We start from the raw sequence: 22684 nt of genomic DNA, 5'->3' as shown, positions 1-22684 counted from the left end.
TCATGCGTACAGCCCCCTTACCCCCTCCACAAAGCCCAGGGCCGCCGCGCCCACTAGCAGCAATCCGGCGGTGCGGCCGGTCCAGATGGTGAGCGCCGGGCTGGCGGTGATGGCATCGCGCCCGCGTGCCGCCATCAGGGCGAGCGAGCCGTAGATCGCCAGCTGCACCAGCACCGTCAGCACGCCCATCACCAGGGCCTGCGGCCAGAGCGGGCCGAAGGCGGGCTTGAGGAATTGCGGATAGACCGCCAGCACGAAGAGCCAGGCCTTGGGATTGAGGATGCAGGTGAGGAGGCCCTGGCCGAAGACGGTGCTCATCGACGCGGCCCGGCCGCCGTCCACGGTGTTGACCGTGATCGAACTGCGCACGAGCTTCAGGCCGATCCAGACCATATAGGCCGAGCCGAGCAGGATCATGCTGGTGGAGAGGGTGGGCACAAGGCGACTGAGCGCCACCACTGCCGCCATGCCGAATAGCGTGTGGCAGGCGCCGCCCACCATGATGCCGAAGGTGGCGGCGAGGCCGGCGCGCCGGCCGCCGGTCAGCGCATTGGCAAGGACGAAGATCATGTCCATGCCCGGCACTGCCACGATGCCGGCTAGCAGGATGAAGAAGACCCAGAGATTTTCGCCGTAGCTCATGTCAGTTGCTCCATGCCGTGCAGCGGGTGCCTTCTCAGGACTTCCCGCTTTTTCAAGGGATTGGAGCAGGCTATAGAGAGGGCCAACTGACAAGGATGTGTCAGTTGTAATTGGGAGCACTCATGCGCAAGGCGTCGCGGCTGTTCGAAATCATCCAGATCCTGCGCCTGGCCAGGAAGCCGGTGACGGCGGCCGCCATCGCCGAGGATTTGGAGGTGACGGTGCGCTCGATTTACCGGGACATCGGCGCGCTGCAGGCCATGCGCGTGCCGATCGAGGGCGAGCGCGGCATCGGCTACATCCTGCGCCCCGGCTTCGACCTGCCGCCGCTGATGTTCTCGATCGAGGAGATCGAGGCCGTGGTGCTCGGTCTCGCCTTGATCGAGCGCACCGGCGATGGCGAACTCATGGAAGCCTCCCGGCGGGCTGGGACCAAGGTGGCGGCGGCCGTGCCAGCGCCTTTGCGCCAGGTGCTGTCCTCACGCACGCTCCATGCCTGGGGCAGCGTGGCGCCGGCGCCGGACGGCGTCGACCTCGCGCTCGTGCGCAAGGCGATCCGCGACGAGGAAAAGCTGCTGCTCGATTATCGCGACGAACAGGGGCGCGAGAGCCGGCGCATCATACGGCCGCTGGCTCTGATCTATTACTCGCAGGCCTTCGTTGTCGTCGCCTGGTGCGAATTGCGCGAGGCCCTCCGCAATTTCCGCGCCGACAGGGTGGTGCGCTGCGAGCCGATCGGCGCCCATTTCCGGCATGAGGGCGACCGCTTGCGCGAATTGTGGATGGCGGGATGGGAGAGCAACAACAAGGAGCAGGGCGCCAAAGCCCCTCAGTTCGGACGGGGGCACATCTGAATCGGCACCACCTGCACCGTCGCGTTCTCGGCCGCGAACAGCTCATCGTCGAGCGCCTTGATCGTCATCTTGCCCACGATATTGTCGGCTGACTGCTGATAGGCGCGATTGATGATGCTGCGCGCTGTCTTGAATTTCAGGACCGCCGCCGCGGTCGATGGTCCGTAGCGGCCAGCCTGCAGCTCGGCCGCATCGATGTCGAGGCCGTCCAGGTAGATGACGGCCGACTGCACCTTGGCGACATGCTCGCCCTGCGCACCAATGGTGAGGTGGGCGGCGTCGTCGACGAGGCAGGCCTCCAGCTTGGAGTCTCCGGCAAACGTGCGAGAATTGAGCGGCATTCTGCGCCTCCCGCCCTGTCCTGGGCTCTAGATGGTGATCACCAATTCCTGCGTGATGCCGCGCAAATTGAGCTGCATCAGCTCGATCTGCACCCTGTTCAGCCGCAACGACCGCATGAAGGTGAACGGGTACATCAGCGTGCGCTGGAAGAAGGGAAACGCGTCCGGATCCGGGTTCTCCTTCCCGCGCTCGGATTCGGGGATATCGGCCCTGCGCACCACTTCCGGAAGATGGTGCAGGCCCAAAAAGTGACCCATCTCGTGCGCCATTGTGGAGGTGAGGCCGGGCAGCTCAGCAAAGGCGATCGAGCTGATCAGGAGCAGGCTGATCCGGCTGTCGTCGCTCGCCCGCCGGAGCTCCTGGTAGAGTCCGACGAGGCCGGTATCCCTGCCCTCGACGGTCATCGGCACCGGCAGCACGACAATCAACGCGTCCACGGACTGCAGGACGCCAGGATGGTCTTCCTCGAATTTCTCGATGAGATGGCGGTTGGCTTCGGGCGTGAGGATCTCGAAACCTCCCCGCATGGGAACGTCGAGGGTCACGGTGCGGACATCGGCTCCTGTCTTGGCGGCATCGATGTTCTCGACCGTCAGCGCCGCCTGCTGCTCGAAAGCGTCGTTGATCTCCTTGAACGTGGATGTGAAATCGATGCGGCGCCCGATGTCCCGGTTGATGCGGTCGAAGACGTAGCAGGTCGCGAACTGCTTGTGCTTGCGCGGGTGCACGGCGATCTCCAGCGTGTATTTGGCGCCAGGCATAATCTCCGCATCGTCTCGCTGGTCGCGGCCTTTCAGGAACGTCCGGCCCTCGGCAAGGCCGTGCAGGGAAAACGTGACGTAGGAGCTGGCGGGGAGCGCCATGCGGGAAACCAGCGTTCCGGGGCCGGGGAAAGGCACCGGCGTGATATTCGGCACCTCCTGGCGAACAATCTTGAAGTTCGACATCCGGCAGATCCCCGGGTTGCTGATCTCGATCAAGGACTTGAAGTCGAAGGTACGCACCCCCATCGGCCGCTCGCGTCGCAGCTCGATGAATTGATAGGGGACGTCAGGATCGAACCCATCCGTCGGCAGCCGCGGTCCCAGAATGCTTTTCGCGATGTTGGACATGAGACTTGCTGGCCGTTGCTGTTTGAGATCCTGACCGATCGAGCAAAGAAGTGCCTCCGCAGGATAACCCCGACGCGCCCGAGGTCCGATATACTCGCATAGGAAGCAGAGGGCAGCTTATAGACGGTATACGCGCAAGTAAACCGTCGCGCATAATACTGTTTCAGCCCGTCTGCGGTGGACCGCGTGATATGCGGATTCAATGCGCGGACTCGGCCCCCACAAGCGCCCATTTAAGCCGGAAAGGGCGCGGGTCATCCTTCCCAGACTTCGGGTATCGCGCACACAAGTGTGTGCACTGGTGTCGCCGCGCAGCGGTGACGGAAGGGGGAGAGCGACACGACAGAGCCGGTTTTCGGGACAGGCAAGCGCCACTCTACCCCTTCCGGCCTCACTGCGTTCGTCCCAGCCCACACAAAACTGTGTGGGCGACTTCCCCGCAGTCGGGGAAGGATTACTGCGCCTCTTGCAGCCAGGCTGAGATGTGTGAATTCGACAGCCCCAGACGAGGAAGGATTCGGAGGCGTTCCACGTCCGAGGCTGGGTCCGCAGGTTTCGGGTTGCCTGACTCGCCATGCTATGGTCGGCTCACGCTCAGTGAAAAGCTTGGAGACTCCCATGACAGGCCAAATCCGCGTCGGTATCGGCGGCTGGACCTTCGAACCCTGGCGCGGCACCTTCTATCCCGGCGACCTTGCCCAGAAGCGCGAGCTCGAATATGCCAGCCGGCAGGTCACGGCGATCGAGATCAACGGCACCTATTACGGCTCGCAGAAGCCGGAGAGCTTCGCCAAATGGCATGACGAGACACCAGACGATTTCGTCTTCTCGATGAAGGCGACGCGCTTTGCCACCAACAAGAAGGTGCTGTCCGAGGCGGGCGAGTCCGTCGAGCGCTTCATCAAGAGCGGCGTCACCGAGCTCAAGAAGAAGCTCGGCCCGATCAACTGGCAGTTCATGCCGACCAAGAAATTCGATCCGGCCGATTTCGAAGGCTTCCTCAAACTGCTGCCCAAGAGCCATGACGGCCATGCCCTGCGCCATGTCGTCGAGGTCCGGCACGACAGTTTCAAGGTGCCCGAATTCGTCGACCTCGTGCGCAGCTATGGCGTTGCCGTCGTCTATACCGACAAGCCGGATTTCCCGTCGATCCCGGATGTCACGGCACCCTTTGTCTACGCCCGTCTACAGAATGCCTCGGAAGACGAGGAGACCGGCTATTCCGCCGGGGCCATCGCCAAATGGGCGGAGCGCGCCAAGCTCTGGGCCAAGGGCGGCGAGCCTGACGATCTCGGCCGCGTGGGGAGCCCGGCGCCGCGGGCGGCGGATGGGCGTGACGTCTTCATTTTCATGATCAACGGCTTCAAGCCCAAGGCGCCGACGGCGGCGAAGACGCTGATCGGCAAACTCGGCTGAGCCATGCAGGATCTTTTCGGCCATGCCGGTATCGTCGAGCCGCCCCGGCAGGCGATCGCCGAGGGCGCCGTACTGCTGCGTGGCCGGGCCTTGGCTGAGGAAGCGAACCTGCTTGCCGCGCTTGACGCCGTGGTGGTAGCCGCCCCCTTCCGGCACATGGTGACGCCGGGCGGCTTCACCATGTCGGTGGCGATGACCAATTGCGGCACGGCCGGCTGGGTCACCGACCGGCGCGGCTATCGCTATCAAAGCGGGGATCCGCTCAGCGGCAAGCCCTGGCCCGCCATGCCCGAAATCTTCTTTCGTCTCGCCACGGAGGCCGCTGCCGAAGCCGGCTTTCCCGGCTTTGCGCCCGATGCCTGCCTGATCAACCGCTATGAGCCGGGCGCGAAGATGTCGCCGCACCAGGACAAGGACGAGAGGGATTTCGGCCAACCCATCGTCTCGGTGTCGCTCGGCCTGCCGGCGACGTTCCAGTTCGGCGGCCTCTCGCGCAGCGACAAGATGACGAAGGTGGCGCTGGAGCATGGCGACGTCGTGGCCTGGGGCGGCCCGGCGAGGTTGGCTTATCACGGGGTGCTGGCGCTTAAGGATGGGGAGCATCCGCTGCTGGGAAGGAAGAGGATCAACCTGACGTTCAGGCGGGTGTAACTGGGTTTCCCGGGTGCGCGGACGTCCCGTCCGCTCTTGGAACCGCCGTGTGGACGGGAGAGGAAGAGGCGGACGAGACGTCCGCGCACCCGGGAAAAACAGCCGCTCCCAGCTACACCCTCGCCGCAAACTCCTTCGTCACCCAGTCGATGAACACCCGGACCCGCGGTGAAAGCTGGCGGTTGTGGGGGTAGAGCAGGGATACCGGCGTCGGTGTCGGCGGATAATCCTTCAGGACCTCCACCAGCGTGCCCGCCTCGAAATAGGGGCCGAGGCGATAGCGCGGCACCTGGATGAGGCCGAGGCCGGCGAGCGCGGCGCCGAACAGGGTCTCGGCACCGGCCACGGTGACGGGCGTCGGCAAGGTAATATTGCGGATGGCGCCGTCCACCTGTAGTTCGAGCGGGATGACGCTGCCCGTCGCCGAGGAGACGAAGCCGATCATGCGGTGGCCTTCCAGATCGTCCGGCGTCTTCGGGGTGCCGAAGCGGGCGAGATAGGCCGGACTCGCGCAGGTCACCTCCGGCAGCATGGCGACCCGGCGGGCGACCATCGAGGAGTCCTGAAGATCGCCGACCCTGAGCACGCAGTCGATGCCCTCGCGTACCAGATCGACGAAGCGATCGCCTTCGCTGATATGGAGCTGCAGGTCAGGGTAATCGGCCATGAAGTCCGGCAGGCCCGGCAGCACGAAGAAGCGCGCCAGCGTGGCATGGACATCGATCCGCAACAGGCCCCGCGGCTTGGCGTCCGAGAAGGCGGCCTCGGCATCCTCGATATCGGCGAGGATGGCGATGCAGCGCCGGTAATAGGCTTCCCCGTCCAGTGTCGGGCTGACATGGCGCGTGGTGCGCTGGAGCAGCCGCACGCCGAGCCGCGCCTCGATCTGCTGTACCGCTTCCGTCACCGTCGAGCGTGGCAGCCCGAGGTCCTGGGCGGCCAAGGTGAAGCTGCGGCGCTCGACGATGCGCGTGAACACCCGCAGGGCCTCGAAGCGATCCATTGTTCCCAGTTTCCGAATAGTAATACCGGATAATGGATGATTATCCGTATCAAGGAAAGGGAGATAGTCCGCTCCATCGAGCAAGGCTTGAAACAAGGAGAACGGACATGAACACGAATGCGAACAAGATGGCTCTCGTTACCGGCGCTTCCCGCGGCATCGGCGCGGCTGTTGCCGAGCGGCTGGCCCGGGATGGTTTCACGGTCGTGGTCAACTATGCCGGCAGCGCCGACCTGGCCGAGGCACTGGTGCGCAAGATCGAGGGCGCCGGCGGGCGGGCGCTTGCCGCCCAGGCCGATGTCAGCGATCCCGCCGCGGTAAGGCACATGTTCGACGCGGCTGAGGCGGCTTTCGGCGGTGTCGACGTGCTGGTCAACAATGCCGGCGTGATGACGCTGTCCCCGATCGGCGAGACGGACGACGCCAGTTTCGACCGTCAGGTCGCCATCAACCTCAAGGGTAGCTTCAACACGCTGCGGGAGGCGGCCAAGCGCCTGCGTCCGGGCGGCCGCATCATCAACTTCTCTTCCAGCGTGGTCGGCCTGCTGCAGCCGGGCTACGGCGTCTATGCCGCCACCAAGGCGGCCGTCGAGGCCATCACTTCCGTGCTCGCCAAGGAACTGCGCGGCCGCACCATCACGGTGAACTCGGTCGCCCCCGGCCCGACGGCCACCGATCTTTTCCTCAATGGCAAGTCGCCCGAGCTCGTCGACCGCCTCGCCAAGCTGGCGCCGCTGGAGCGCCTGGGACAGCCGGAGGACATCGCCGCTTCCGTCGCCTTCCTCGCCGGCCCGGACGGGGCCTGGATCAACGGCCAGACCCTGCGCGCCAATGGCGGGATCATCTGACCACTGGGAGCGCGGACATCTCAGCGACATGCGAGCCTGTCGCTGAGATGTCCGCGCTCCCAGGAAAAAGGAATACACCCATGTCCCAGATCATCCTCATCACCGGTGCATCCAGCGGTTTCGGCGCCCTTGCGGCCCGCGCGCTCGCCGATGCCGGCCACATTGTCTATGCCAGCATGCGCGAGACCACCGGCCGCAATGCGCCGCAGGTCGAAGCGGTCAAGGCCTTTGCCGTCGAGCATAAGGTCGATCTGCGCAGCATCGAACTCGATGTCGCCTCGCAGGCTTCCGCCGATGCCGCTGTTGCGCAGATCGTCGCCGACAATGGCCGCCTCGACGTCGTCCTCCACAATGCCGGCCACATGACCTTCGGTCCGGCCGAGGCCTTCACGCCCGAGCAGTTCGCCGAACTTTACGATGTCAATGTGCTTAGCACCCAGCGCGTCAACCGCGCTGCGCTGCCCCAGCTGCGCGAGCAGGGCAGGGCGCTGATGGTGTGGGTGTCCTCCTCCAGCAGCCGCGGTGGCACGCCGCCTTATCTCGCGCCCTACTTCGCAGCCAAGGCTGCCATGGATTCACTGGCGGTCAGCTATGCCGGCGAGCTTGCGCGCTGGGGCATCGAGACCTCGATCATCGTGCCCGGCGCCTTCACCAAGGGCACCAACCACTTCGCCCATGCCGGCTCTCCGGCCGACAAGGCGCGCGAGGCCGAGTACAGGAACGGGCCGACCGGCAGCATTCCCGAGGTGGCGCTCAAGGGCCTCGCCTCGCTGGAACCGGCCGACGCCGATGCCGGCGCGGTGGCCGATGCGATCGTCAAGGTCGTGGACCTGCCCTTCGGCAAGCGTCCTTTCCGGGTGCATATCGACCCTTCGCAGGACGGCGCCGAGATCGTCAACGGCGTCGCCGATCGTGTGCGAGCGGAGCTGCTGCGCCGCATCGGACTGGAGGATGTGCTGAAGCCGGCGATGTGACGGCGGACTTATCAGAGGATCAACCCATCATCGGTGGGGAGCAACAGGGAGGGTCGACATGGCGGTCGACCTAGCGGGATAGCGTGGAACCTTCCATTGCGGACAGGCGTTAAGACCCGGACAACAGCCCGTTTTTCGCGGTGCCGACCTGCCGCGAACAAGTTCGAAACGGGTGAGGACCAACCTTCAGCCCATGGAGCGTTGCATGTCTAGCAAGAAAGCCGTGAAGCCGGAAGGCGAAGCCAAGCGTGTCTCGCGCGCCGAGCCGCAGCAGCGCAAGCGCGGCGGGGCCGCCAATGCCCGCCGTTCCACCAGGAAGTGGTCCGGCGACGTCACCGAGAAGAGCAATGCGCTCGATCTTCAGAAGGGCGTATTCACCTCGGACAGTCCGGAAAAGATCGCCAAATCCCTCAAGCATTCGGCCGAGGTGAGCCACCGCCGCAAGGCGGATCCGTTCCGCTCGGCCCTGTCGATGCTGACCTTCTACATCAATCGCGCCGGCAAGAACCTGTCAGCAGGCCGCCGCCGCACGCTGATGGCGGCCAAGGACCAACTGCGCCGGCTCTTCGGCCACTAGAGCAAAATGCGTTTAGGCAGGAGCGGATTTCGAGATTAACTCACAGGCATTAAAAGCATTTTGCGATTCTTGGTGGCTCGATCTGAAAGTAAAGCGCTCTAGAGATGCGTCTTTGCGATCCTCGACGAGTTCGTCAAATTGCAAAACGCTTTTGCGCAAGCTTTCCGTCAAACGCGTTCAATGAAGGAGCAGTCCCATGCCGCAGGGAGACAAGTCGAAATATACTGACAAGCAGGAACGCAAGGCCGAGCATATTGCCGAGAGTTACGAGGAGCGCGGCGTTTCCGAAAAGGAGGCCGAGCGGCGCGCCTGGGCCACCGTCAACAAGGAAGACGGCGGCGGCAAGATGCTGGGCGGCTCGGGACAGGACAAGCAGGCCGGTCATCCTGCTGCCCATGAGGGTGGTGAGAAGGACGGCGCCGCTTCGGCCCGCCGTTCGGCGCTGGCTCGTTCTGCCGCGGCCAAGAAAGCTGCGGCGACGCGCAAGCGCCATGCCGAGCACCGTCCGCATTCCTAACGTTTGGTTCTCGTGAGGCGCCGGTCAGGCGTGACCCTCCATGCTGATGCCGCTCCAACCCAGTTGGGAGGATATCGGTCTGCGCCTTCTCGCCACCTTGGTTGCGGCCGGCATGATCGGCCTCAACCGCGAGGTGAAAGGGCATGCGGCCGGGCTGCGTACCACGACCCTGGTAGCTCTCGCAGCCGCTCTTGCGATGATCCAGGCCAATATCCTCCTGCCGATGGCGGGCAAGCCGGAAGGTGGCTTTGCCACGATGGATGTCATGCGCCTCCCGCTCGGCATCCTGACCGGCGTCGGCTTCATCGGTGGCGGCGCCATCCTCAAGCAGGGTGCTTCGATCACAGGCCTCACCACGGCCGCCACGCTGTGGATCATCACGGCGATCGGCCTTTGCTTCGGCGGCGGGCAATATGAACTGGGCGCGATCGGCACCGTGCTCGCTTTCGTGGTGCTCTGGGGCATGTCCTGGGTCGACGATCGGGTCCCGCGCGATTACCAGGCCCTGCTGACGATCGCCATGCCGCGCGGTGCTGCACCTCCCGATCTCGACGCCTCTCTCGCGCCGCTCGGCTACAGGGCGCAGTTCCACCACTTGCGCCGGCCGGCCGACGGGGAGGCGCTCGTCAGCTTCGAGATTCGCTGGAAGCAGAAGAAGAAGGAGCCGCCCGCGCGGGGACTGATAGAAGCCGTCGTCTCGGAGTATACCGTGCGCGTGTTTCAGATCGTCTCACGCGCGAACCATTAGCCGGGGGGCGGGTCTTCAGACCCGCCCGTTGACCCCGACGGCACCGCAAGAAGGCGGGTCTGAAGACCCGCCCCCCACTGCCATCTGGTCCCGTCACGCCGGCGGCAGCTCGGAGCGCTCGGTCTCGGCCCTGAGATTGGCAAGGCCCTGCTCGAAATCCTTGCCGATCAGATGGTCCATGTTCATGAACAGCCCCATCAGCTTGGCCATATAGGGCGACTGGCCCTGCATGGCCCAGGTCACGCGCGTGGCGGCGCCTTCCTGCATCATGGTGAAGTCGACCTTGTTGCTGGCCCGGAACGGCTTGATGAAATCGAGATTGATGGTGACGCGCGACGGTGGCTGCGTGTCGGCGATCTCCATGCGCCCCTTGCCGGCCTTGCCGTTGCCCTCCCAGGCATAGACGGCGCCCTTGCCGCTCCTGGCGCCGCTGTAGTCGCGCTGCAGGTTGGGGTCGAGCTTCTCATAGGGCGACCAGCGTCGCCATTGGTGGAAGTCGTTGATGAGGGTGAAGATCCGCTCGGGCGGCGCCTGGATCGTCAGCGAGCGCTCGACGCGGAAACTGTTCGGCCGGGTGGCGGCATAGGCAGCCACGGCCGCGATGATGAGCACGACAAGGAGCAGGAGAATAGTCATGGCCGTTTTCGTCTTTCCGGTTCAATGTGTTGGCGCGTGGTCTGAGGAATGGTCGTCATCCTCTTGACAAGGCTTGTTTTTCAGCTCGGAAGTTCGCTGCTCGCTCTCGGCCTTCAGGCGGTCGATATTCTGCCTGATATGATCGGCTTCGGCCGCGGTGTTGGCGAGGGCGATGGCCTGGTCGAAGGCGCAATGCGCCTCCTTGGCCCGGCCCAGCTTGAGGAGAAGCGCACCTCGGAGACCGTAGAAATAGAAATAGCCGGAGAGGCGGTTTTCGAGGGGCTCGATCATGGCGAGCGCGGCCTCCGGACCTTTCGTCTTGGAGACGGCAACCGCACGGTTGAGCGTCACCACCGGCGAGGGCTGGATCTCCTCCAGCAGGGAGTAGAGGAAGTCGATCTGCCGCCAATTGGTGTCGTCGGGCGTGGCGGCGCGGGCATGCACGGCCGCGATGGCGGCCTGGATCTGGTAGCTGCCGGCCTGGTGGTGGCGGGCGGATTTGTCGATCAGCGCCAGACCCTCGGCGATCATCTGGCGGTTCCAGAGGCGACGGTCCTGGTCCTCCAGCAGGATGAGCTGGCGATTGGTATCGAAGCGCGCCGGCGAGCGTGAATGCTGGAGCAGGATGAGGGCGGTCAGCCCCATGATCTCCGGCTCGCTCGGGAAGAGGCGCAGCAGCAGGCGGGCAAGGCGGATCGCCTCGTCGCAAAGCTGGAGGCGCGTGCCATCGCTTTCCCCACCACCTGAATAGCCTTCGTTGAAGATGAGATAGACCATGGCGGTGACGGCAGCGAGCCGCTCCGAGCGGTCCACCGCGCCCGGCGTCTCGAAGGGCATGTCGGCCTTGGCGATGCGGGCCTTGGCGCGGGTGATGCGCTGCTCCATCGCCGCCTCGCCGACCAGGAAGGCGCGGGCGATCTGCTTGACGGTGAGGCCGCAGACGACGCGTAGCGCCAGCGCGATCTGCTGGGTGGCCGGCAGCTCGGGATGGCAGCAGATGAAGAGCAGGCGCAGGATATCGTCGCGATAATGCTGGCCGTCGAGCCGATCGGCGAGGGCGGTCTCGGCATCCTCCAGGTCGGAGATCTGGTCCTCGTCCGGCAGCGCCTCCTGCTTCTTCTCGCGGCGCTTGGCATCGATGCCGGAATTGCGCCCGGCAAAGATCAACCAGGCGGCGGGATCGCGCGGGGGCCCGTTCGTCGGCCAGGTCCTGAGCGCCCGGAGGCAGGCCTCCTGATAGGCTTCCTCGGCGGTGTCGAGATCTCGGAAATAGCGCAGCAGCGCACCCATCGCCTGCGGCCGGGCGGTGACCAGTGCGGTATTGATCCAGGCGGCGTCCGTCATGTGGTGAGGACCCCCGGGTAGAAGATGGCGAGCGGCCGGATTTCATAGGAGCCGACGCTCGGATTGGCCTTGGCGAGCTCGCGGGCGACGTCGAGCGCCTCTTCGAGATCGGTGCAATCGACCACATAGAAGCCGAGCAGCTGCTCCTTGGTTTCCGCGAAGGGACCGTCGATCACCAGGGGCTCGCCGCCCGTCTTGCGCAGGGTCGTGGCGGCTGTGGTCGGCAGGAGACGCGCCACCGGGCCGAGTTTGCCGGCCTTGGCGACCTTCTCATGGACCTTGAGAAGACTCGCCATCACGGCATCGTCCTCTTCCTTCGTCCAGGCACCGACGACATCTTCGTAATTGTAGCAAAGGATGGTGTAGAGCATGTCGAGCTTCCCTCTTGAGCCTAGGACGAATGGGGCAAGAGGTAGCCGACATGGGCGTGGAGCACAATTTCGAGGCACACGCCTTATTTGTAGTCCAGCTTGGGATACCAATGCGGGTCGCGCCCCTCGGGCGTCATGTCGAGGAAGTTCCACAGGGGCGCCAGCTCTGGCGCACCGCGTGGGTCCTGGCCCGGATCGGCGGCGTCGCCAGTCATCTCGCTACCCCAGAAATGACGGATGGTGCCATCGCGGCGGGTGAAGATGTTGAGGGCCGGAATATCCGATCCGTCGGGCAGCCCCCCGTGATAGTCGCGCGAATAATTGTCATTGAGATCGGAATAGAGCCCCAGGTCCTTCCAGCCGCGCTCCTTCTTCCAGGCGAGCAGCTTCTCGAGCGGCGAGCGCGCCACCACGGCGAGCGCCATGCGCTGGCCGATATCGTTGGCGTTGCCTTCCACGGCGCCGAGCAGGTTGGTGCACATCGGGCAGGGGCGTTCGCGCTGAGGGCCGAACATGTAGCTGTAGACGGCGAGGCTCTCCTTGTCGCCAAAGAGCTCGGCAAGGGTGGCCGGTCCTTTCTCACCCTCGAACTTGTAGTCGCCGATCACGCTTCCGCCTGGCGGCAGCGTACGGCGCATCGCGGCCACGCGCTCGACATGGCGGCGCAACTCGATCTCTTCCGCCAGCAGGGCGGTTCGGGCGGCCCGATATTCCGGACTTTCATTGGGGAAACGAACGGGGCCGCGCTGGGCGAGTTCGGCGGCGGGAACGAGACTATCAGGCATGGGATCCTCCTTCTTGCCTGTAGGCGGTGAACGCAGGCCGGTGCGATTGGTTCATCCTGGTATGTGTCAATGCCCGTCGTGATTTGCGTTCGACAGGCAAGGATGACGGAGAGCGCTGACTTTGCAAGGTAAGGCGCACCAAACTCTTCCTTTGTCCAGGCGCCGACAACGTCTTCGTAATCGTAGCAAGGGATGGTGTAGAGCATGTCGAGCGTCCCTCTTGAGCCAAGGACGAATGAGCCAGGAGGTAGCCGACATGAGGGGCACAATTTTTGAGAGAAACAGCTCCGGTGTCTGGCTCGTCCATGCCGTGTAAATGAGATGAGATCTCAATGTGTCAGATCTGCTAAGATCCGATCATTCTAGGGGAATGCCGTTGATGAAACCCTCCGAAGCCCTGGCGAGAAAGCGCGAGGCTGTGCGCGAAGCAATTGGCCGGTACCGCGCCACAAACCCCCGGGTGTTTGGGTCGGTTCTCCATGGAACCGATCAGGAAGGCGGCGACGTGGATATCCTGGTCGATACGCTACCTGGGGCGACGCTGTTTGATCTCGGTGGCTTGCAGGTAGAGCTCGAAGACCTGCTGGGCATCCGCGTGGATCTGCTCACGCCGGGCGATCTACCTCTGTCTATGCGAGTCAAGGTTCTTTCGGAAGCTCGTCCCCTATGAGTGAAAAGAGGGCCCGTTTAGAAGACTACCTTATGAATATGGAGGTAGCCGCAGCTGAAGCGCGCTCATTCGTAGAGAATATGACCGAAGCCGAATTTCTCGCCGACAGAAAGACACAGAATGCCGTTGTGATGAGTTTGATAGTCATTGGTGAGGCTGCGGCCCGGATTGCCGAGGTGACCCCCGATTTCATACAGCAGCATTCCAATGTCCGATGGCGGGAGATGCGGGGCATGCGCAATCGAATAACGCATGGTTATTTTGGCACCGATTTTGAGCTGGTCTGGAAGACCGTTCAGATTGCGCTACCCGAATTGCTTGGCCAACTTCCGGCCCTGATGGAAGCTGCCAGAGCGGCTTAAGCGGAGGCGTTCAACGCCCGTTCACCACCCCGCTCGCCAGCACGGCCGCCGAGGCGCGGTTCTCGACGCCAAGCTTAACATAGATCTGCTCCAGATGCTTGTTCACCGTGCGTGGCGAGAGGCCGAGGATGTCGCCGATGTCCCGGTTGGATTTGCCGCGGGCGATCCACACCAGCACCTCCGCCTCGCGCTGGGTGAGGGCGAAGCGGGCGCGCAACTGGTCGGCTTCGCTCGTCGCCTGGTCGACCGAGAGGCGGAAGAGGAATTCGTCGGAGGAGGTCTGGCCCATGAAGGAGAGCTGCAGACCCTGCGCCGCATGTACCGTGCCGCCTGCTCGCGCCACCTCCATGAGGGCGCGGGGCAGCCGCACCTGGCCCTCGGGCGGCGGGAAGGCATCGGCGAGCAAGCGCTGGGCCTGCGGCGTCGACCACAGGATATCCCCACTACGCGTCACAGCGAAGAGAAAGCGGCCGGTCGCATCGAGCGCAGCATAGGCACTCTGCGAGGCGCGGGCATTGGCCAGATGCACGCGGATACGCGCGATCAGTTCCTCGATATTGATCGGCTTGGTGAGGTAGTCGACGCCGCCGGCCTCGAGCCCCCGTACGATATGCTCGGTTTCGCTGAGGCCGGTCATGAAGATCACCGGCACGCCGGCGATTGTCGCCGTCGCCTTGATGCGGCGGCAGGTCTCGAAACCGTCCATCTCCGGCATCACGGCGTCGAGCAGGATGATATCGGGCGTGATGCGGCCGGCAATGGCGAGCGCCTGGCTGCCGGAGATTGCGGCCAGCACGGTGAAGCCGGCGGGCTCCAGCGCATCCGTCAGCATCGCCAGGGCATCCGGCGCATCGTCGACGACAAGGACGATGTTGCGGGCGCTGATCTCACTCATGGGCATCCTCATGGGCGACCGCTCGGTCGCCCAGAGCCTCCAGCGTCGCTGTGTAACGCTCGAAATCGAAATTGCGCAGATGGCCCCGGATGGCATCGATGAAGGGTTGCGCCGTGGGATCGGCTGCGAGTTGCGCCAGCTTGGCTTCGATGCCGCGGACATAGCCGATACGGCCGAGCTCAAGCAATTCCTCGATATGACGGGTGCCCGGAGAGATCAGGGCCGGCGTTTCATGTGCCGAAGCATTTTGTGTGGTGCCGTCCGTAAGCCATTGCAGGCGCATCAGAAAGCCGATGCGCTCCAGCAGCTGCGCGAGGTCGAAAGGCTTGGGCAGCATGCCGTCATGGGCATCGTTCTCGCTGGGTGCCGGCATGGATTCGCCGACATTGGCGGAAACCATCAGGATGGGCGCAGTCACCCCTGCGGTTTCGCGCAGCGTGCGGGCGAGGTCCCAGCCGCTCATGCCGGGCATGGAGATATCGAGAATGAAAAGGTCCGGCGCGGCATGCTCGGTAAGAGCGAGGCAGGTCGGCCCGTCGCGTGCGGTGAGCACGCCGAAGCCGAGCGGCTCCAGGATGGCGCGCATGAGGTCCTGGTGATCGGCATCGTCGTCGACAACCAGGATGGTGCGCCGCCGCCCGGCATAGCCGCTGATGTTGACGGTGGCCGGCGGGAGGACCGAGGCGACGGTGGAAAGCATCATGCGGACCTGGAAGGTCGAGCCTTCGCCCGGCGTGCTGGTCAGCGAGATCTCGCCGCCCATGATCTGCACCAGGAGCTTGGTGATGGTGAGGCCGAGGCCGAGGCCCGGTTGCACATGGGGGCCGAGGCCGCTCGCATGGCTGCCGCGCTCAAAGGGCTCGAAGATGCGGTCGAGCTCAGAGGCGGGGATGCCGCTGCCGCTGTCCTCCACGGTGAAGGTGGCGATCTGGCTGCGATAGGCGACCTTCAGCGTCACGCCGCCGGTTTGCGTGAACTTGATGGCATTCGAGAGCAGGTTGATCAGGATCTGGCGCAGGCGCTTTTCGTCGACCCGCACGGTATCGGGCAGGACGTCGGGCCGCTCGAAGCGGAAAGCGAGGCGCTTGGCCTCGGCCTGCAGGCGGAACATATCGACCAGCTGATCCAGGAAATCGTTGAAGCGCACGTCGTTGCGCTGCAACTGGAAGCGCCCGGCCTCGATCTTGGAAATGTCGAGCAGCCCGTCGATCAGGCCGGAGAGATGCTCGGCACTGCGCCGGATCACGCGCACGCCGCCCTGCCGATTGGCGGGGATGGTATCGTCGCGCTCCAGGATCTGGGCATAGCCGAGCACGGCATTGAGCGGCGTACGCAGCTCATGGCTGAGGCCGACGACATAGCGGCTCTTGGCGAGGTTGGCGGCTTCGGCGACATCCTTGGCGCGCTGCAGGGCGGCATCGGTGCGCCGGTGGGCTTCGATCTCCTTGAGGAGCAGCGTGGTCTGGCGGGCGGATTCCTCCTGCGCCACCCTGCGGCTCTCATGCGCCAGCACGAAGAACCAGGCGATCACGCCGGAGACGATCAGCAGGATGAAGAAGGACACCCAGAGGGCATCGTCGATGGTCTCCGCGCGAACCCCGCCATAGCCGGAGGCCTGGAAGGAAATCAGGTAAAGGACGAGCCCTATCACGCTGACGAACAAAGAGAATGTGCCAGCGAACTGGACGATGCGCGGGCTGAGGCGGCTGGAAATGAAGGAGGGTAGCGTGACCTCGATCGCCCGGGTCAGCTGGGCCTGCATGCGCGCATTGGGCTTGCACAGGTCATGGCAGCGGGCATCGAGCGAACAGCACAGCGAGCAGATCGGCCCGGAATAAGCCGGACAATGGGCCATGTCCTCCGGCTCGAACGCCAGCTCGCAGATCGAGCAGGTGATCTCGCTGCGCAGCTTCCAGGAGGCGCGAGGCTTGCGAGCCAGATAATATTTGCCGCGCGTCAGTGCGGCGATGGCGGGTGCTGTGACGAGGGCAACCCCCAGCGCCACGAAGGGGGCGAGCGCCCTGGGCACCTCGCCGAACATCCCGGCGGCCGCGAGCAGGGCACAGAGCGCGGCGATCGCCATCGCTCCCGTGCCCACCGGATTGATGTCGTAGAGGTGGGCGCGCTTGAACTCGATGCCCTCCGGCGAGAGGCCGAGCGGCTTGTTGATGGCAAGATCGGCCACGATGGCGCCGAGCCAGGCCACCGCCACCACGGCGAACAGGCCGAGGATCTGCTCCAGCGCCTTGTAGATGCCGAGTTCCATCAGGAGCAGGGCGATGGCGACATTGAAGACCAGCCAGACCACGCGGCCGGGATGGGAATGTGTGAGACGCGAGAAGAAGTTCGACCAGGCGAGCGAGCCCGCATAGGCGTTCATCACATTGATCTTGAGCTGCGAGACCACCACGAAGGCGGCGGTCAGCGCCGTCGCCGCATAGGGCCAGGGCAGGGCATAGCCGAAGGCGATCTGGTACATCTGCGCCGGCTCTGCGGCATGCTCGGGAGCGATGCCATGGCCGAGCACCAGCACGGCGAGAAAGGAACCGAACAGCAGTTTCGGCGCGCCGAGCACGATCCAGCCAGGCCCTGCAGCCAGCAGCGAGAACGCCCAGGCGAAGCGCGAGCCCGGTTTGGGGGAAGGCAGGAAGCGCAGCACGTCGACCTGTTCGCCAATCTGCGGCATCAGCGCCAGGATCACCGAGGCGGCACCGCCGAATTTCAGGATGTCGAGCGCGTTGTTGCCGTCATGCAGCCCCGGGAAATTCAGCCAGCGCGTGATCGAACCGGGATCGCTCGCCAGGATGAAGCCGACGGGCAGGATGTTGAGGATGATCCAGAGCGGCTGGGTGAGAAGCTGGAAGCGGCTGATCCAGGTGATGCCATGGGTCACCAGCGGGATCACCGCCACGGCGCTGATGATGTAGCCGATGGCGAGCGGGATGCCGAAGCACAGCTGCAGCGCCGTCGTCATGATCGAGGCTTCGATGGCGAAGAGGATGAAGGTGAAGGTGGCGTATACAAGCGAGGTGATGGTCGAGCCGATATAGCCGAAGCCGGCGCCGCGGGTGAGCAGGTCGATGTCGACGCCATAGCGCGCGGCATAACGGCTGATCGGCAAGGCGGTGGCGAAAAGCAACACGCCCACCACCAGCGTCGCCGCCAGCGCGTTGGTGAAGCCGTAGGAGAGGGTGATCGCGCCGCCGATCGCCTCCAGCGCCAGGAAGGAGATGGCGCCAATCGCCGTCTGCGCCACGCGGGGCGACGACCATTTGCGCGCGCTCTTGGCGGTGAAACGCAACGCGTAGTCTTCCAGCGTCTGGTTGGCCACCCAGCGGTTATAGGCGCGCCGCACCGGCAGAATGCGTTGGCGGCCTGGCATGAGTGGCGGGTCTCCGAGGTTTGGGCAGTGTCCGAAGCCTATCCGTTGCAAGGCGCGTGCCGGGGAGGCGGTATTGGTGTGCCGGTCTTCAGACCGGCATGGAACCGCGACGGAGGTGGTTATTCGGGAAGCTCTAATTTCAGAAGGCATCGTTTCCATGCCGGTCTGAAGACCGGCACACCAAATCCGTGCTCATTCTTTAGTCATGCAGCATAAATTGGCAGCATTGGCGCCCGAATACGTCAATCAACGTATATGCTGCAACGCACAAAGGGCGTGAACTCCCCGCATCGGCATCGCTGTTCGTGCCGTTCCATCCTTTTCAGCTCCGTCTCACCATCGAAATAAGGGGAGTTCGATGAACCATCCGGTGATCAACCGCCGTACCGCTCTATTCAGCCTCGCGGGTGCCGCCAGCGCCTTGGCCCTCGGCACGCGGGGTGCCTTCGCAGCCGACGAAACCATCAAGGTCGGTGTGCTCCACTCGCTCTCGGGCACCATGGCCATCAGCGAAACCACGCTGAAGGACGTCATGCTCATGCTCATCGACGAGCAGAACAAGAAGGGCGGCGTGCTCGGCAAGAAGCTGGAGGCCGTAGTTGTGGATCCGGCTTCCAACTGGCCGCTCTTCGCCGAGAAGGCCCGCGAACTGATCACCAAGGACAAATGCGTCGCCACCTTCGGCTGCTGGACCTCGGTGTCCCGCAAGTCGGTGCTGCCGGTGTTCGAGGAGTTGAATTCGATCCTGTTCTATCCCGTGCAGTTCGAGGGCGAGGAATCCTCCAAGAATATCTTCTATACCGGCGCCGCGCCGAACCAGCAGGCCATCCCGGCCGTCGACTACCTGATGGCGAACGAGGATGTGAAGCGCTGGGTGCTCGCCGGCACCGATTATGTCTATCCGCGCACCACCAACAAGATCCTGGAAGCCTATCTCAAGGCCAAGGGCGTGGCCGCCGAAGACATCATGATCAACTACACGCCCTTTGGGCAGTCCGACTGGCAGACCATCGTCTCCGACATCAAGAAATTCGGTTCCGCCGGCAAGAAGACGGCCGTGGTCTCCACCATCAACGGCGATGCCAACGTGCCCTTCTACAAGGAACTCGGCAACCAGGGCATCAAGGCCACCGACATTCCGGTTGTCGCCTTCTCGGTGGGCGAGGAAGAGTTGGCCGGCATGGACAAGAAGCCGCTCGTTGGCCATCTCGCCGCCTGGAACTACTTCATGTCGGTCGACACGCCTGAGAACAAGGCCTTCATCGACAAGTGGCATGCCTTCACCGGCAAAGCCAACCGCACCACCAATGACCCGATGGAAGCCCACTATATCGGCTTCAACATGTGGGTTGCTGCCGTTACCGCGGCCGGCACCACGGACTCCGAGGCGGTGCAGGACGCCCTGCTCGGCATCTCCGTCCCCAACCTCTCGGGCGGCCTCTCCACCATGATGCCGAACCACTACATCACCAAGCCGGTGCTGATCGGTGAGATCCAGGAGGACGGACAGTTCAACATCGTGCAGCAGTCGCCGATGGTGGTCGGCCGCGAGTGGTCCGACTATCTCGATGGCTCCAAGGACCTGATCGCCGACTGGCGCAAGCCGCTGGCCTGCGGAAACTTCAACATCAAGTCCGGAAAATGCGGTGGCAAGGCTGCCTGACGCCGGGAGCGCGGACGTCCTCGTCCGCTCTTGAACCGCCGCGCGAGAGGGAAGGGCGGAACCGTCGAAGTTCCGCCTTTCTTGAAAACAATCCGTTTCCAAGAGCGGACAAGATGTCCGCGCTCCCAGGAGCGCCCATGCAAGCCTTTCTTCGCATCGCCGGCCTGGTCGTCGTCCTTCTCCTGGGCGGTCTCACGTCCGCCTTCGCGGACGCCGCCGCCCAGTCGAAGCTTGCCTCGGAGAAATTCGACGACATCGAAGCAGGCGTGAGCGCCCTCGCGACCTCCGGCGATCCCCAGGCCTCCGCCGTGATCGGCGCGCTTGCCGATGGCAAGCTCGCCTTTGATCCCGCCAGCAAGGCGCTCTATTACCAGAAGGGCTCCGACACGTTCGAAGGCGCCAGCGGCAGCAAGGTTGCCGCGCCTCCGTCGGGGCTGAAGAAGGTCAAGGTCAACAATCGCATCCGCCGCGCCATCGAGGCTGCGCAGGGCGCCCTGACGCTGATGGCACCCGATCCGGCCACGCGCCTGGCGGCAGCCGATGCCGTGTTCAAGTCCCATGACGAGGCGGCCTTGCCGGCCATCGACAAGGCGCTCTCCGCCGAGACCGATACGGGCGTGAAGCAGGCCATGGAGCGGGCGCGTGCGGCGGTGGTCTTTCTCTCTTCCTCCGCTTCGCCCGCCGACCGCGTCAACGCCGCCAACCTGATTGCCGGAAAAAGCGACCAGGACACGCTCGGCCTCCTGCAGTCCCTGCCCAATGACGCACCCCAGGCGGTGAAGGATGCCGCCGCTACCGGGGTGAAATCCATCAACGAGACGCTGATGCTGTGGAGCGGCGCGCAGAACCTCTGGTTCGGCCTTTCGCTCGCCTCGGTGCTGCTGCTTGCCGCCATTGGCCTGGCCATCACCTTCGGCGTGATGGGCGTCATCAACATGGCGCATGGCGAGATGGTGATGCTGGGCGCCTACACCACCTTCGTGGTGCAGGAACTGATCCGAAGCTTCGCGCCGGGCCTGTTCGACTATTCCATGCTGGTGGCCATCCCGCTCGCCTTCCTGGTGGCAGGAGCGGTGGGCGTGCTCATCGAGCGCACCATCATCCGCTGGCTCTATGGCCGGCCCTTGGAGACGCTGCTCGCGACCTGGGGTGTCAGCCTCGTGCTGCAGCAGGCCGTGCGCACCCTCTTCGGCCCGACCAACCAGGATGTCGGCGCGCCCGCCTTCATGACCGGTTCCTTTGCCCTGGGCGGGCTCGACATCACCTGGAACCGGCTCTGGATCGTCGTCTTCGCTGGCCTCGTCTTCGCGGCGCTGCTCCTGCTCCTGCGCTTTACCAAATTTGGCCTGCAGATGCGCGCCGTCACCCAGAACCGCCGCATGGCCTCGGCCATGGGCATCCGTACCAATTGGGTCGACGCCTTCACCTTCGGCCTTGGCTCGGGCATCGCCGGCCTGGCGGGCGTGGCGCTATCGCAAATCGACAATGTCTCGCCGAACCTCGGTACCGGCTACATCATCGACAGCTTCCTCGTCGTGGTCTTCGGTGGCGTCGGCAATCTCTGGGGCACGCTGGTAGGCGCGCTCACGCTCGGCATCGCCAACAAGCTGCTGGAACCGTTCGCCGGCGCCGTGCTCGGCAAGATCGCCTTGCTCGTCCTCGTCATCCTCTTCATCCAGAAACGCCCGCGCGGCCTGTTCGCGCTCAAGGGCAGGGCGGTTGAAACATGATCACTGCCAGACTCCTCGCCGATCCCCGCGGCCTGATTTTCCTGGCCGTCCTCGCGCTCCTCGCCGTGTTCGTGCCCATCGGCCACCTCGCCATGGCCGAGAGCTCGCCCTTCCACGTGCCCGACTGGATCGTGGCGCTGCTCGGCAAATATCTGTGCTACGCGCTGCTCGCCCTCGCCCTCGACCTCGTCTGGGGCTATTGCGGCATCCTCTCGCTCGGCCACGGCGCCTTTTTCGCGCTCGGCGGCTATGCCATGGGCATGTATCTGATGCGCCAGATCGGTCCGCGCGGCCAGTATGGCAATCCGATCCTGCCCGATTTCATGGTCTTCCTGAACTGGAAGGAGCTGCCGCTCACCTGGTACGGCTTCAACTTCTTCCCCTATGCTGTGCTGATGGTCTTCCTGGTGCCGGGCCTGCTCGCCTTCCTGTTCGGCTGGCTCGCCTTTCGCTCGCGCGTCACCGGCGTCTATCTCTCCATCATCACGCAGGCCATGACCTATGCCCTGATGCTGGCCTTCTTCCGCAATGACATGGGCTTCGGCGGCAACAACGGCCTGACCGACTTCAAGGACATCCTCGGCTACGACATCACGGCAGCGTCCACGCGCACAGTTCTGCTGGTGCTCACCATCATCGCGCTGGCCCTCGGCTACCTGGTCGCCCGCGCCATCGTCACTTCCAAGCTCGGCAAGGTGCTGCTGGCGGTGCGCGACGCCGAGAGCCGCACGAGGTTCCTCGGCTACCGCGTTGAGAAATATAAGCTCTTCGTCTTCGTGGTCTCCGCTTGCATGGCCGGTCTTGCCGGTGCGCTCTATGTGCCGCAGGTCGGCATCATCAATCCCGGCGAGTTCACCCCGGCCAATTCGATCGAGGTGGTGATCTGGGTGGCGGTCGGTGGACGCGGCACGCTGGTGGGCGCGGCCCTCGGCGCGGTGCTGGTCAACCTCGCCAAGACCATCTTCACATCCGGCGTGTTCGCGCCCTACTGGCTGTTCGTGCTCGGCGGCCTGTTCGTGGTGGTGACGCTGTTCCTGCCCAAGGGCGTGATCGGCACGATCGGCCAATGGCAGGAGAGGCGGCAGGCGCGAGCGGCCGCCAGGCTCGCGGAGGCTGGGAGCGCGGACGTCTCGTCCGCTCTTCCTCGATAACAGGCGACTCG

The 22684-nt window shown here is 64.3% G+C and carries 23 protein-coding genes; 13 read left to right on the top strand and 10 right to left on the bottom strand.

Annotation, left to right across the window (positions count from 1 at the left end; genetic code table 11):
- Positions 1-642 carry a LysE family translocator gene (locus QQL24_RS13195; protein WP_284312589.1) on the bottom strand — a complete coding sequence of 214 codons (642 nt, stop codon included), beginning with the start codon at positions 640-642 and terminating at the stop codon, positions 1-3.
- Between the two features lie 122 nt (positions 643-764).
- Here QQL24_RS13195 and QQL24_RS13190 point away from each other — a divergent pair, with 122 nt between their 5' ends.
- The gene (locus QQL24_RS13190; RefSeq protein WP_284312588.1) at positions 765-1496 is read left to right on the top strand and encodes a helix-turn-helix transcriptional regulator; all 732 of its coding nucleotides are present in this window, start codon (positions 765-767) and stop codon (positions 1494-1496) included.
- On the opposite strand, the gene QQL24_RS13185 is transcribed toward QQL24_RS13190, so the two are convergent.
- Both QQL24_RS13185 and QQL24_RS13180 read right to left on the bottom strand, forming a co-directional pair.
- The gene (locus QQL24_RS13185) at positions 1472-1837 is read right to left on the bottom strand and encodes a peptidoglycan-binding domain-containing protein (protein WP_284312587.1); all 366 of its coding nucleotides are present in this window, start codon (positions 1835-1837) and stop codon (positions 1472-1474) included. The two genes, QQL24_RS13190 and QQL24_RS13185, sit on opposite strands and share 25 nt — an antisense overlap.
- A gap of 27 nt (positions 1838-1864) precedes the next feature.
- Positions 1865-2950 carry a hypothetical protein gene (locus tag QQL24_RS13180; protein ID WP_284312585.1) on the bottom strand — a complete coding sequence of 362 codons (1086 nt, stop codon included), beginning with the start codon at positions 2948-2950 and terminating at the stop codon, positions 1865-1867.
- Positions 2951-3568: 618 nt separating this feature from the next.
- Here QQL24_RS13180 and QQL24_RS13175 point away from each other — a divergent pair.
- Entirely contained in the window at positions 3569-4366 is a 798-nt protein-coding gene (locus QQL24_RS13175; RefSeq protein WP_284312584.1) for a DUF72 domain-containing protein, read from the top strand.
- Between the two features lie 3 nt (positions 4367-4369).
- On the top strand, positions 4370-5017 hold the full coding sequence (alkB, locus tag QQL24_RS13170) for a DNA oxidative demethylase AlkB (RefSeq protein ID WP_284312583.1): 648 nt from the start codon (positions 4370-4372) through the stop codon (positions 5015-5017).
- 112 nt (positions 5018-5129) lie between these two features.
- On the opposite strand, the gene QQL24_RS13165 is transcribed toward alkB, so the two are convergent.
- Positions 5130-6020 (bottom strand): LysR family transcriptional regulator, encoded by an 891-nt coding sequence (locus QQL24_RS13165; RefSeq protein WP_284312582.1) that lies wholly within the window; start codon positions 6018-6020, stop codon positions 5130-5132.
- Between the two features lie 107 nt (positions 6021-6127).
- On the opposite strand from QQL24_RS13165, the gene QQL24_RS13160 reads away from it, so the two are divergent.
- The 5 genes from QQL24_RS13160 (at position 6128) to QQL24_RS13140 (ending at position 9684) form a co-directional block, all read left to right on the top strand.
- Positions 6128-6868 carry an SDR family oxidoreductase gene (locus QQL24_RS13160; protein ID WP_284312581.1) on the top strand — a complete coding sequence of 247 codons (741 nt, stop codon included), beginning with the start codon at positions 6128-6130 and terminating at the stop codon, positions 6866-6868.
- Positions 6869-6948: 80 nt separating this feature from the next.
- Positions 6949-7842 (top strand): SDR family oxidoreductase, encoded by an 894-nt coding sequence (locus tag QQL24_RS13155; RefSeq protein ID WP_284312579.1) that lies wholly within the window; start codon positions 6949-6951, stop codon positions 7840-7842.
- 205 nt (positions 7843-8047) lie between these two features.
- Complete coding sequence (locus tag QQL24_RS13150) at positions 8048-8419, top strand: DUF3175 domain-containing protein (protein ID WP_284312577.1); 372 nt, start codon at positions 8048-8050, stop codon at positions 8417-8419.
- A 196-nt stretch (positions 8420-8615) separates the two neighbouring features.
- Complete coding sequence (locus QQL24_RS13145; protein WP_284312575.1) at positions 8616-8936, top strand: plasmid stabilization protein; 321 nt, start codon at positions 8616-8618, stop codon at positions 8934-8936.
- A 40-nt stretch (positions 8937-8976) separates the two neighbouring features.
- Positions 8977-9684: an MgtC/SapB family protein gene (locus QQL24_RS13140; protein ID WP_284312573.1), complete on the top strand. Its 708-nt coding sequence runs from the start codon at positions 8977-8979 to the stop codon at positions 9682-9684.
- Positions 9685-9777: 93 nt separating this feature from the next.
- On the opposite strand, the gene QQL24_RS13135 is transcribed toward QQL24_RS13140, so the two are convergent.
- The 4 genes from QQL24_RS13135 to QQL24_RS13120 form a co-directional block, all read right to left on the bottom strand.
- Positions 9778-10320, bottom strand: a complete 543-nt coding sequence (locus tag QQL24_RS13135) for an SRPBCC family protein (RefSeq protein ID WP_284312571.1) — start codon at positions 10318-10320, stop codon at positions 9778-9780.
- A gap of 21 nt (positions 10321-10341) precedes the next feature.
- Positions 10342-11664 (bottom strand): RNA polymerase sigma factor, encoded by a 1323-nt coding sequence (locus tag QQL24_RS13130; protein ID WP_284312570.1) that lies wholly within the window; start codon positions 11662-11664, stop codon positions 10342-10344.
- Positions 11661-12035: a YciI family protein gene (locus QQL24_RS13125; RefSeq protein WP_284312569.1), complete on the bottom strand. Its 375-nt coding sequence runs from the start codon at positions 12033-12035 to the stop codon at positions 11661-11663. Before QQL24_RS13125 ends, QQL24_RS13130 begins: the two co-directional genes overlap by 4 nt.
- A gap of 83 nt (positions 12036-12118) precedes the next feature.
- On the bottom strand, positions 12119-12820 hold the full coding sequence (locus QQL24_RS13120; RefSeq protein WP_284312568.1) for a DUF899 family protein: 702 nt from the start codon (positions 12818-12820) through the stop codon (positions 12119-12121).
- 379 nt (positions 12821-13199) lie between these two features.
- On the opposite strand from QQL24_RS13120, the gene QQL24_RS13115 reads away from it, so the two are divergent.
- Both QQL24_RS13115 and QQL24_RS13110 read left to right on the top strand, forming a co-directional pair.
- Positions 13200-13490, top strand: coding sequence for a nucleotidyltransferase family protein (locus QQL24_RS13115; RefSeq protein ID WP_284312566.1), 291 nt, complete (start codon positions 13200-13202; stop codon positions 13488-13490).
- A 32-nt stretch (positions 13491-13522) separates the two neighbouring features.
- Positions 13523-13852, top strand: coding sequence for a HepT-like ribonuclease domain-containing protein (locus tag QQL24_RS13110; RefSeq protein WP_284312565.1), 330 nt, complete (start codon positions 13523-13525; stop codon positions 13850-13852).
- 10 nt (positions 13853-13862) lie between these two features.
- On the opposite strand, the gene QQL24_RS13105 is transcribed toward QQL24_RS13110, so the two are convergent.
- Both QQL24_RS13105 and QQL24_RS13100 read right to left on the bottom strand, forming a co-directional pair.
- A complete protein-coding gene (locus QQL24_RS13105; protein WP_284312563.1) occupies positions 13863-14747 on the bottom strand; it encodes a response regulator in 885 nt (294 codons plus the stop codon).
- Positions 14740-18129: a hybrid sensor histidine kinase/response regulator gene (locus QQL24_RS13100; RefSeq protein WP_284312562.1), complete on the bottom strand. Its 3390-nt coding sequence runs from the start codon at positions 18127-18129 to the stop codon at positions 14740-14742. Before QQL24_RS13100 ends, QQL24_RS13105 begins: the two co-directional genes overlap by 8 nt.
- A 358-nt stretch (positions 18130-18487) precedes the next feature.
- On the opposite strand from QQL24_RS13100, the gene urtA reads away from it, so the two are divergent.
- From urtA to urtC, 3 genes are all read left to right on the top strand, one after another.
- Positions 18488-19792, top strand: a complete 1305-nt coding sequence (gene urtA / locus QQL24_RS13095; protein WP_284312561.1) for an urea ABC transporter substrate-binding protein — start codon at positions 18488-18490, stop codon at positions 19790-19792.
- 137 nt (positions 19793-19929) lie between these two features.
- Positions 19930-21522: an urea ABC transporter permease subunit UrtB gene (gene urtB, locus QQL24_RS13090; RefSeq protein WP_284312560.1), complete on the top strand. Its 1593-nt coding sequence runs from the start codon at positions 19930-19932 to the stop codon at positions 21520-21522.
- The gene (gene urtC, locus QQL24_RS13085) at positions 21519-22673 is read left to right on the top strand and encodes an urea ABC transporter permease subunit UrtC (RefSeq protein ID WP_284312559.1); all 1155 of its coding nucleotides are present in this window, start codon (positions 21519-21521) and stop codon (positions 22671-22673) included. The genes urtB and urtC overlap by 4 nt, the downstream gene beginning before the upstream one ends.
- The last annotated feature ends 11 nt before the right edge of the window (positions 22674-22684 follow it).

Source organism: Labrys miyagiensis, assembly GCF_030160835.1.
In the GTDB taxonomy this organism is placed as follows: Bacteria; Pseudomonadota; Alphaproteobacteria; order Rhizobiales; family Labraceae; genus Labrys; species Labrys miyagiensis.
Note: the sequence above shows the minus strand (reverse complement) of the source record. Positions and strands in the feature narration are given on the sequence as shown.

Coding starts and splice junctions, on each gene's coding strand:
- QQL24_RS13195 (WP_284312589.1), bottom strand. CDS start 642: ATGAGCTACGGCGAAAATCTCTGGGTCTTCTTCATCCTGCTAGCCGGC.
- QQL24_RS13190 (WP_284312588.1), top strand. CDS start 765: ATGCGCAAGGCGTCGCGGCTGTTCGAAATCATCCAGATCCTGCGCCTG.
- QQL24_RS13185 (WP_284312587.1), bottom strand. CDS start 1,837: ATGCCGCTCAATTCTCGCACGTTTGCCGGAGACTCCAAGCTGGAGGCC.
- QQL24_RS13180 (WP_284312585.1), bottom strand. CDS start 2,950: ATGTCCAACATCGCGAAAAGCATTCTGGGACCGCGGCTGCCGACGGAT.
- QQL24_RS13175 (WP_284312584.1), top strand. CDS start 3,569: ATGACAGGCCAAATCCGCGTCGGTATCGGCGGCTGGACCTTCGAACCC.
- alkB (WP_284312583.1), top strand. CDS start 4,370: ATGCAGGATCTTTTCGGCCATGCCGGTATCGTCGAGCCGCCCCGGCAG.
- QQL24_RS13165 (WP_284312582.1), bottom strand. CDS start 6,020: ATGGATCGCTTCGAGGCCCTGCGGGTGTTCACGCGCATCGTCGAGCGC.
- QQL24_RS13160 (WP_284312581.1), top strand. CDS start 6,128: ATGAACACGAATGCGAACAAGATGGCTCTCGTTACCGGCGCTTCCCGC.
- QQL24_RS13155 (WP_284312579.1), top strand. CDS start 6,949: ATGTCCCAGATCATCCTCATCACCGGTGCATCCAGCGGTTTCGGCGCC.
- QQL24_RS13150 (WP_284312577.1), top strand. CDS start 8,048: ATGTCTAGCAAGAAAGCCGTGAAGCCGGAAGGCGAAGCCAAGCGTGTC.
- QQL24_RS13145 (WP_284312575.1), top strand. CDS start 8,616: ATGCCGCAGGGAGACAAGTCGAAATATACTGACAAGCAGGAACGCAAG.
- QQL24_RS13140 (WP_284312573.1), top strand. CDS start 8,977: ATGCTGATGCCGCTCCAACCCAGTTGGGAGGATATCGGTCTGCGCCTT.
- QQL24_RS13135 (WP_284312571.1), bottom strand. CDS start 10,320: ATGACTATTCTCCTGCTCCTTGTCGTGCTCATCATCGCGGCCGTGGCT.
- QQL24_RS13130 (WP_284312570.1), bottom strand. CDS start 11,664: ATGACGGACGCCGCCTGGATCAATACCGCACTGGTCACCGCCCGGCCG.
- QQL24_RS13125 (WP_284312569.1), bottom strand. CDS start 12,035: ATGCTCTACACCATCCTTTGCTACAATTACGAAGATGTCGTCGGTGCC.
- QQL24_RS13120 (WP_284312568.1), bottom strand. CDS start 12,820: ATGCCTGATAGTCTCGTTCCCGCCGCCGAACTCGCCCAGCGCGGCCCC.
- QQL24_RS13115 (WP_284312566.1), top strand. CDS start 13,200: ATGAAACCCTCCGAAGCCCTGGCGAGAAAGCGCGAGGCTGTGCGCGAA.
- QQL24_RS13110 (WP_284312565.1), top strand. CDS start 13,523: ATGAATATGGAGGTAGCCGCAGCTGAAGCGCGCTCATTCGTAGAGAAT.
- QQL24_RS13105 (WP_284312563.1), bottom strand. CDS start 14,747: ATGAGTGAGATCAGCGCCCGCAACATCGTCCTTGTCGTCGACGATGCG.
- QQL24_RS13100 (WP_284312562.1), bottom strand. CDS start 18,129: ATGCCAGGCCGCCAACGCATTCTGCCGGTGCGGCGCGCCTATAACCGC.
- urtA (WP_284312561.1), top strand. CDS start 18,488: ATGAACCATCCGGTGATCAACCGCCGTACCGCTCTATTCAGCCTCGCG.
- urtB (WP_284312560.1), top strand. CDS start 19,930: ATGCAAGCCTTTCTTCGCATCGCCGGCCTGGTCGTCGTCCTTCTCCTG.
- urtC (WP_284312559.1), top strand. CDS start 21,519: ATGATCACTGCCAGACTCCTCGCCGATCCCCGCGGCCTGATTTTCCTG.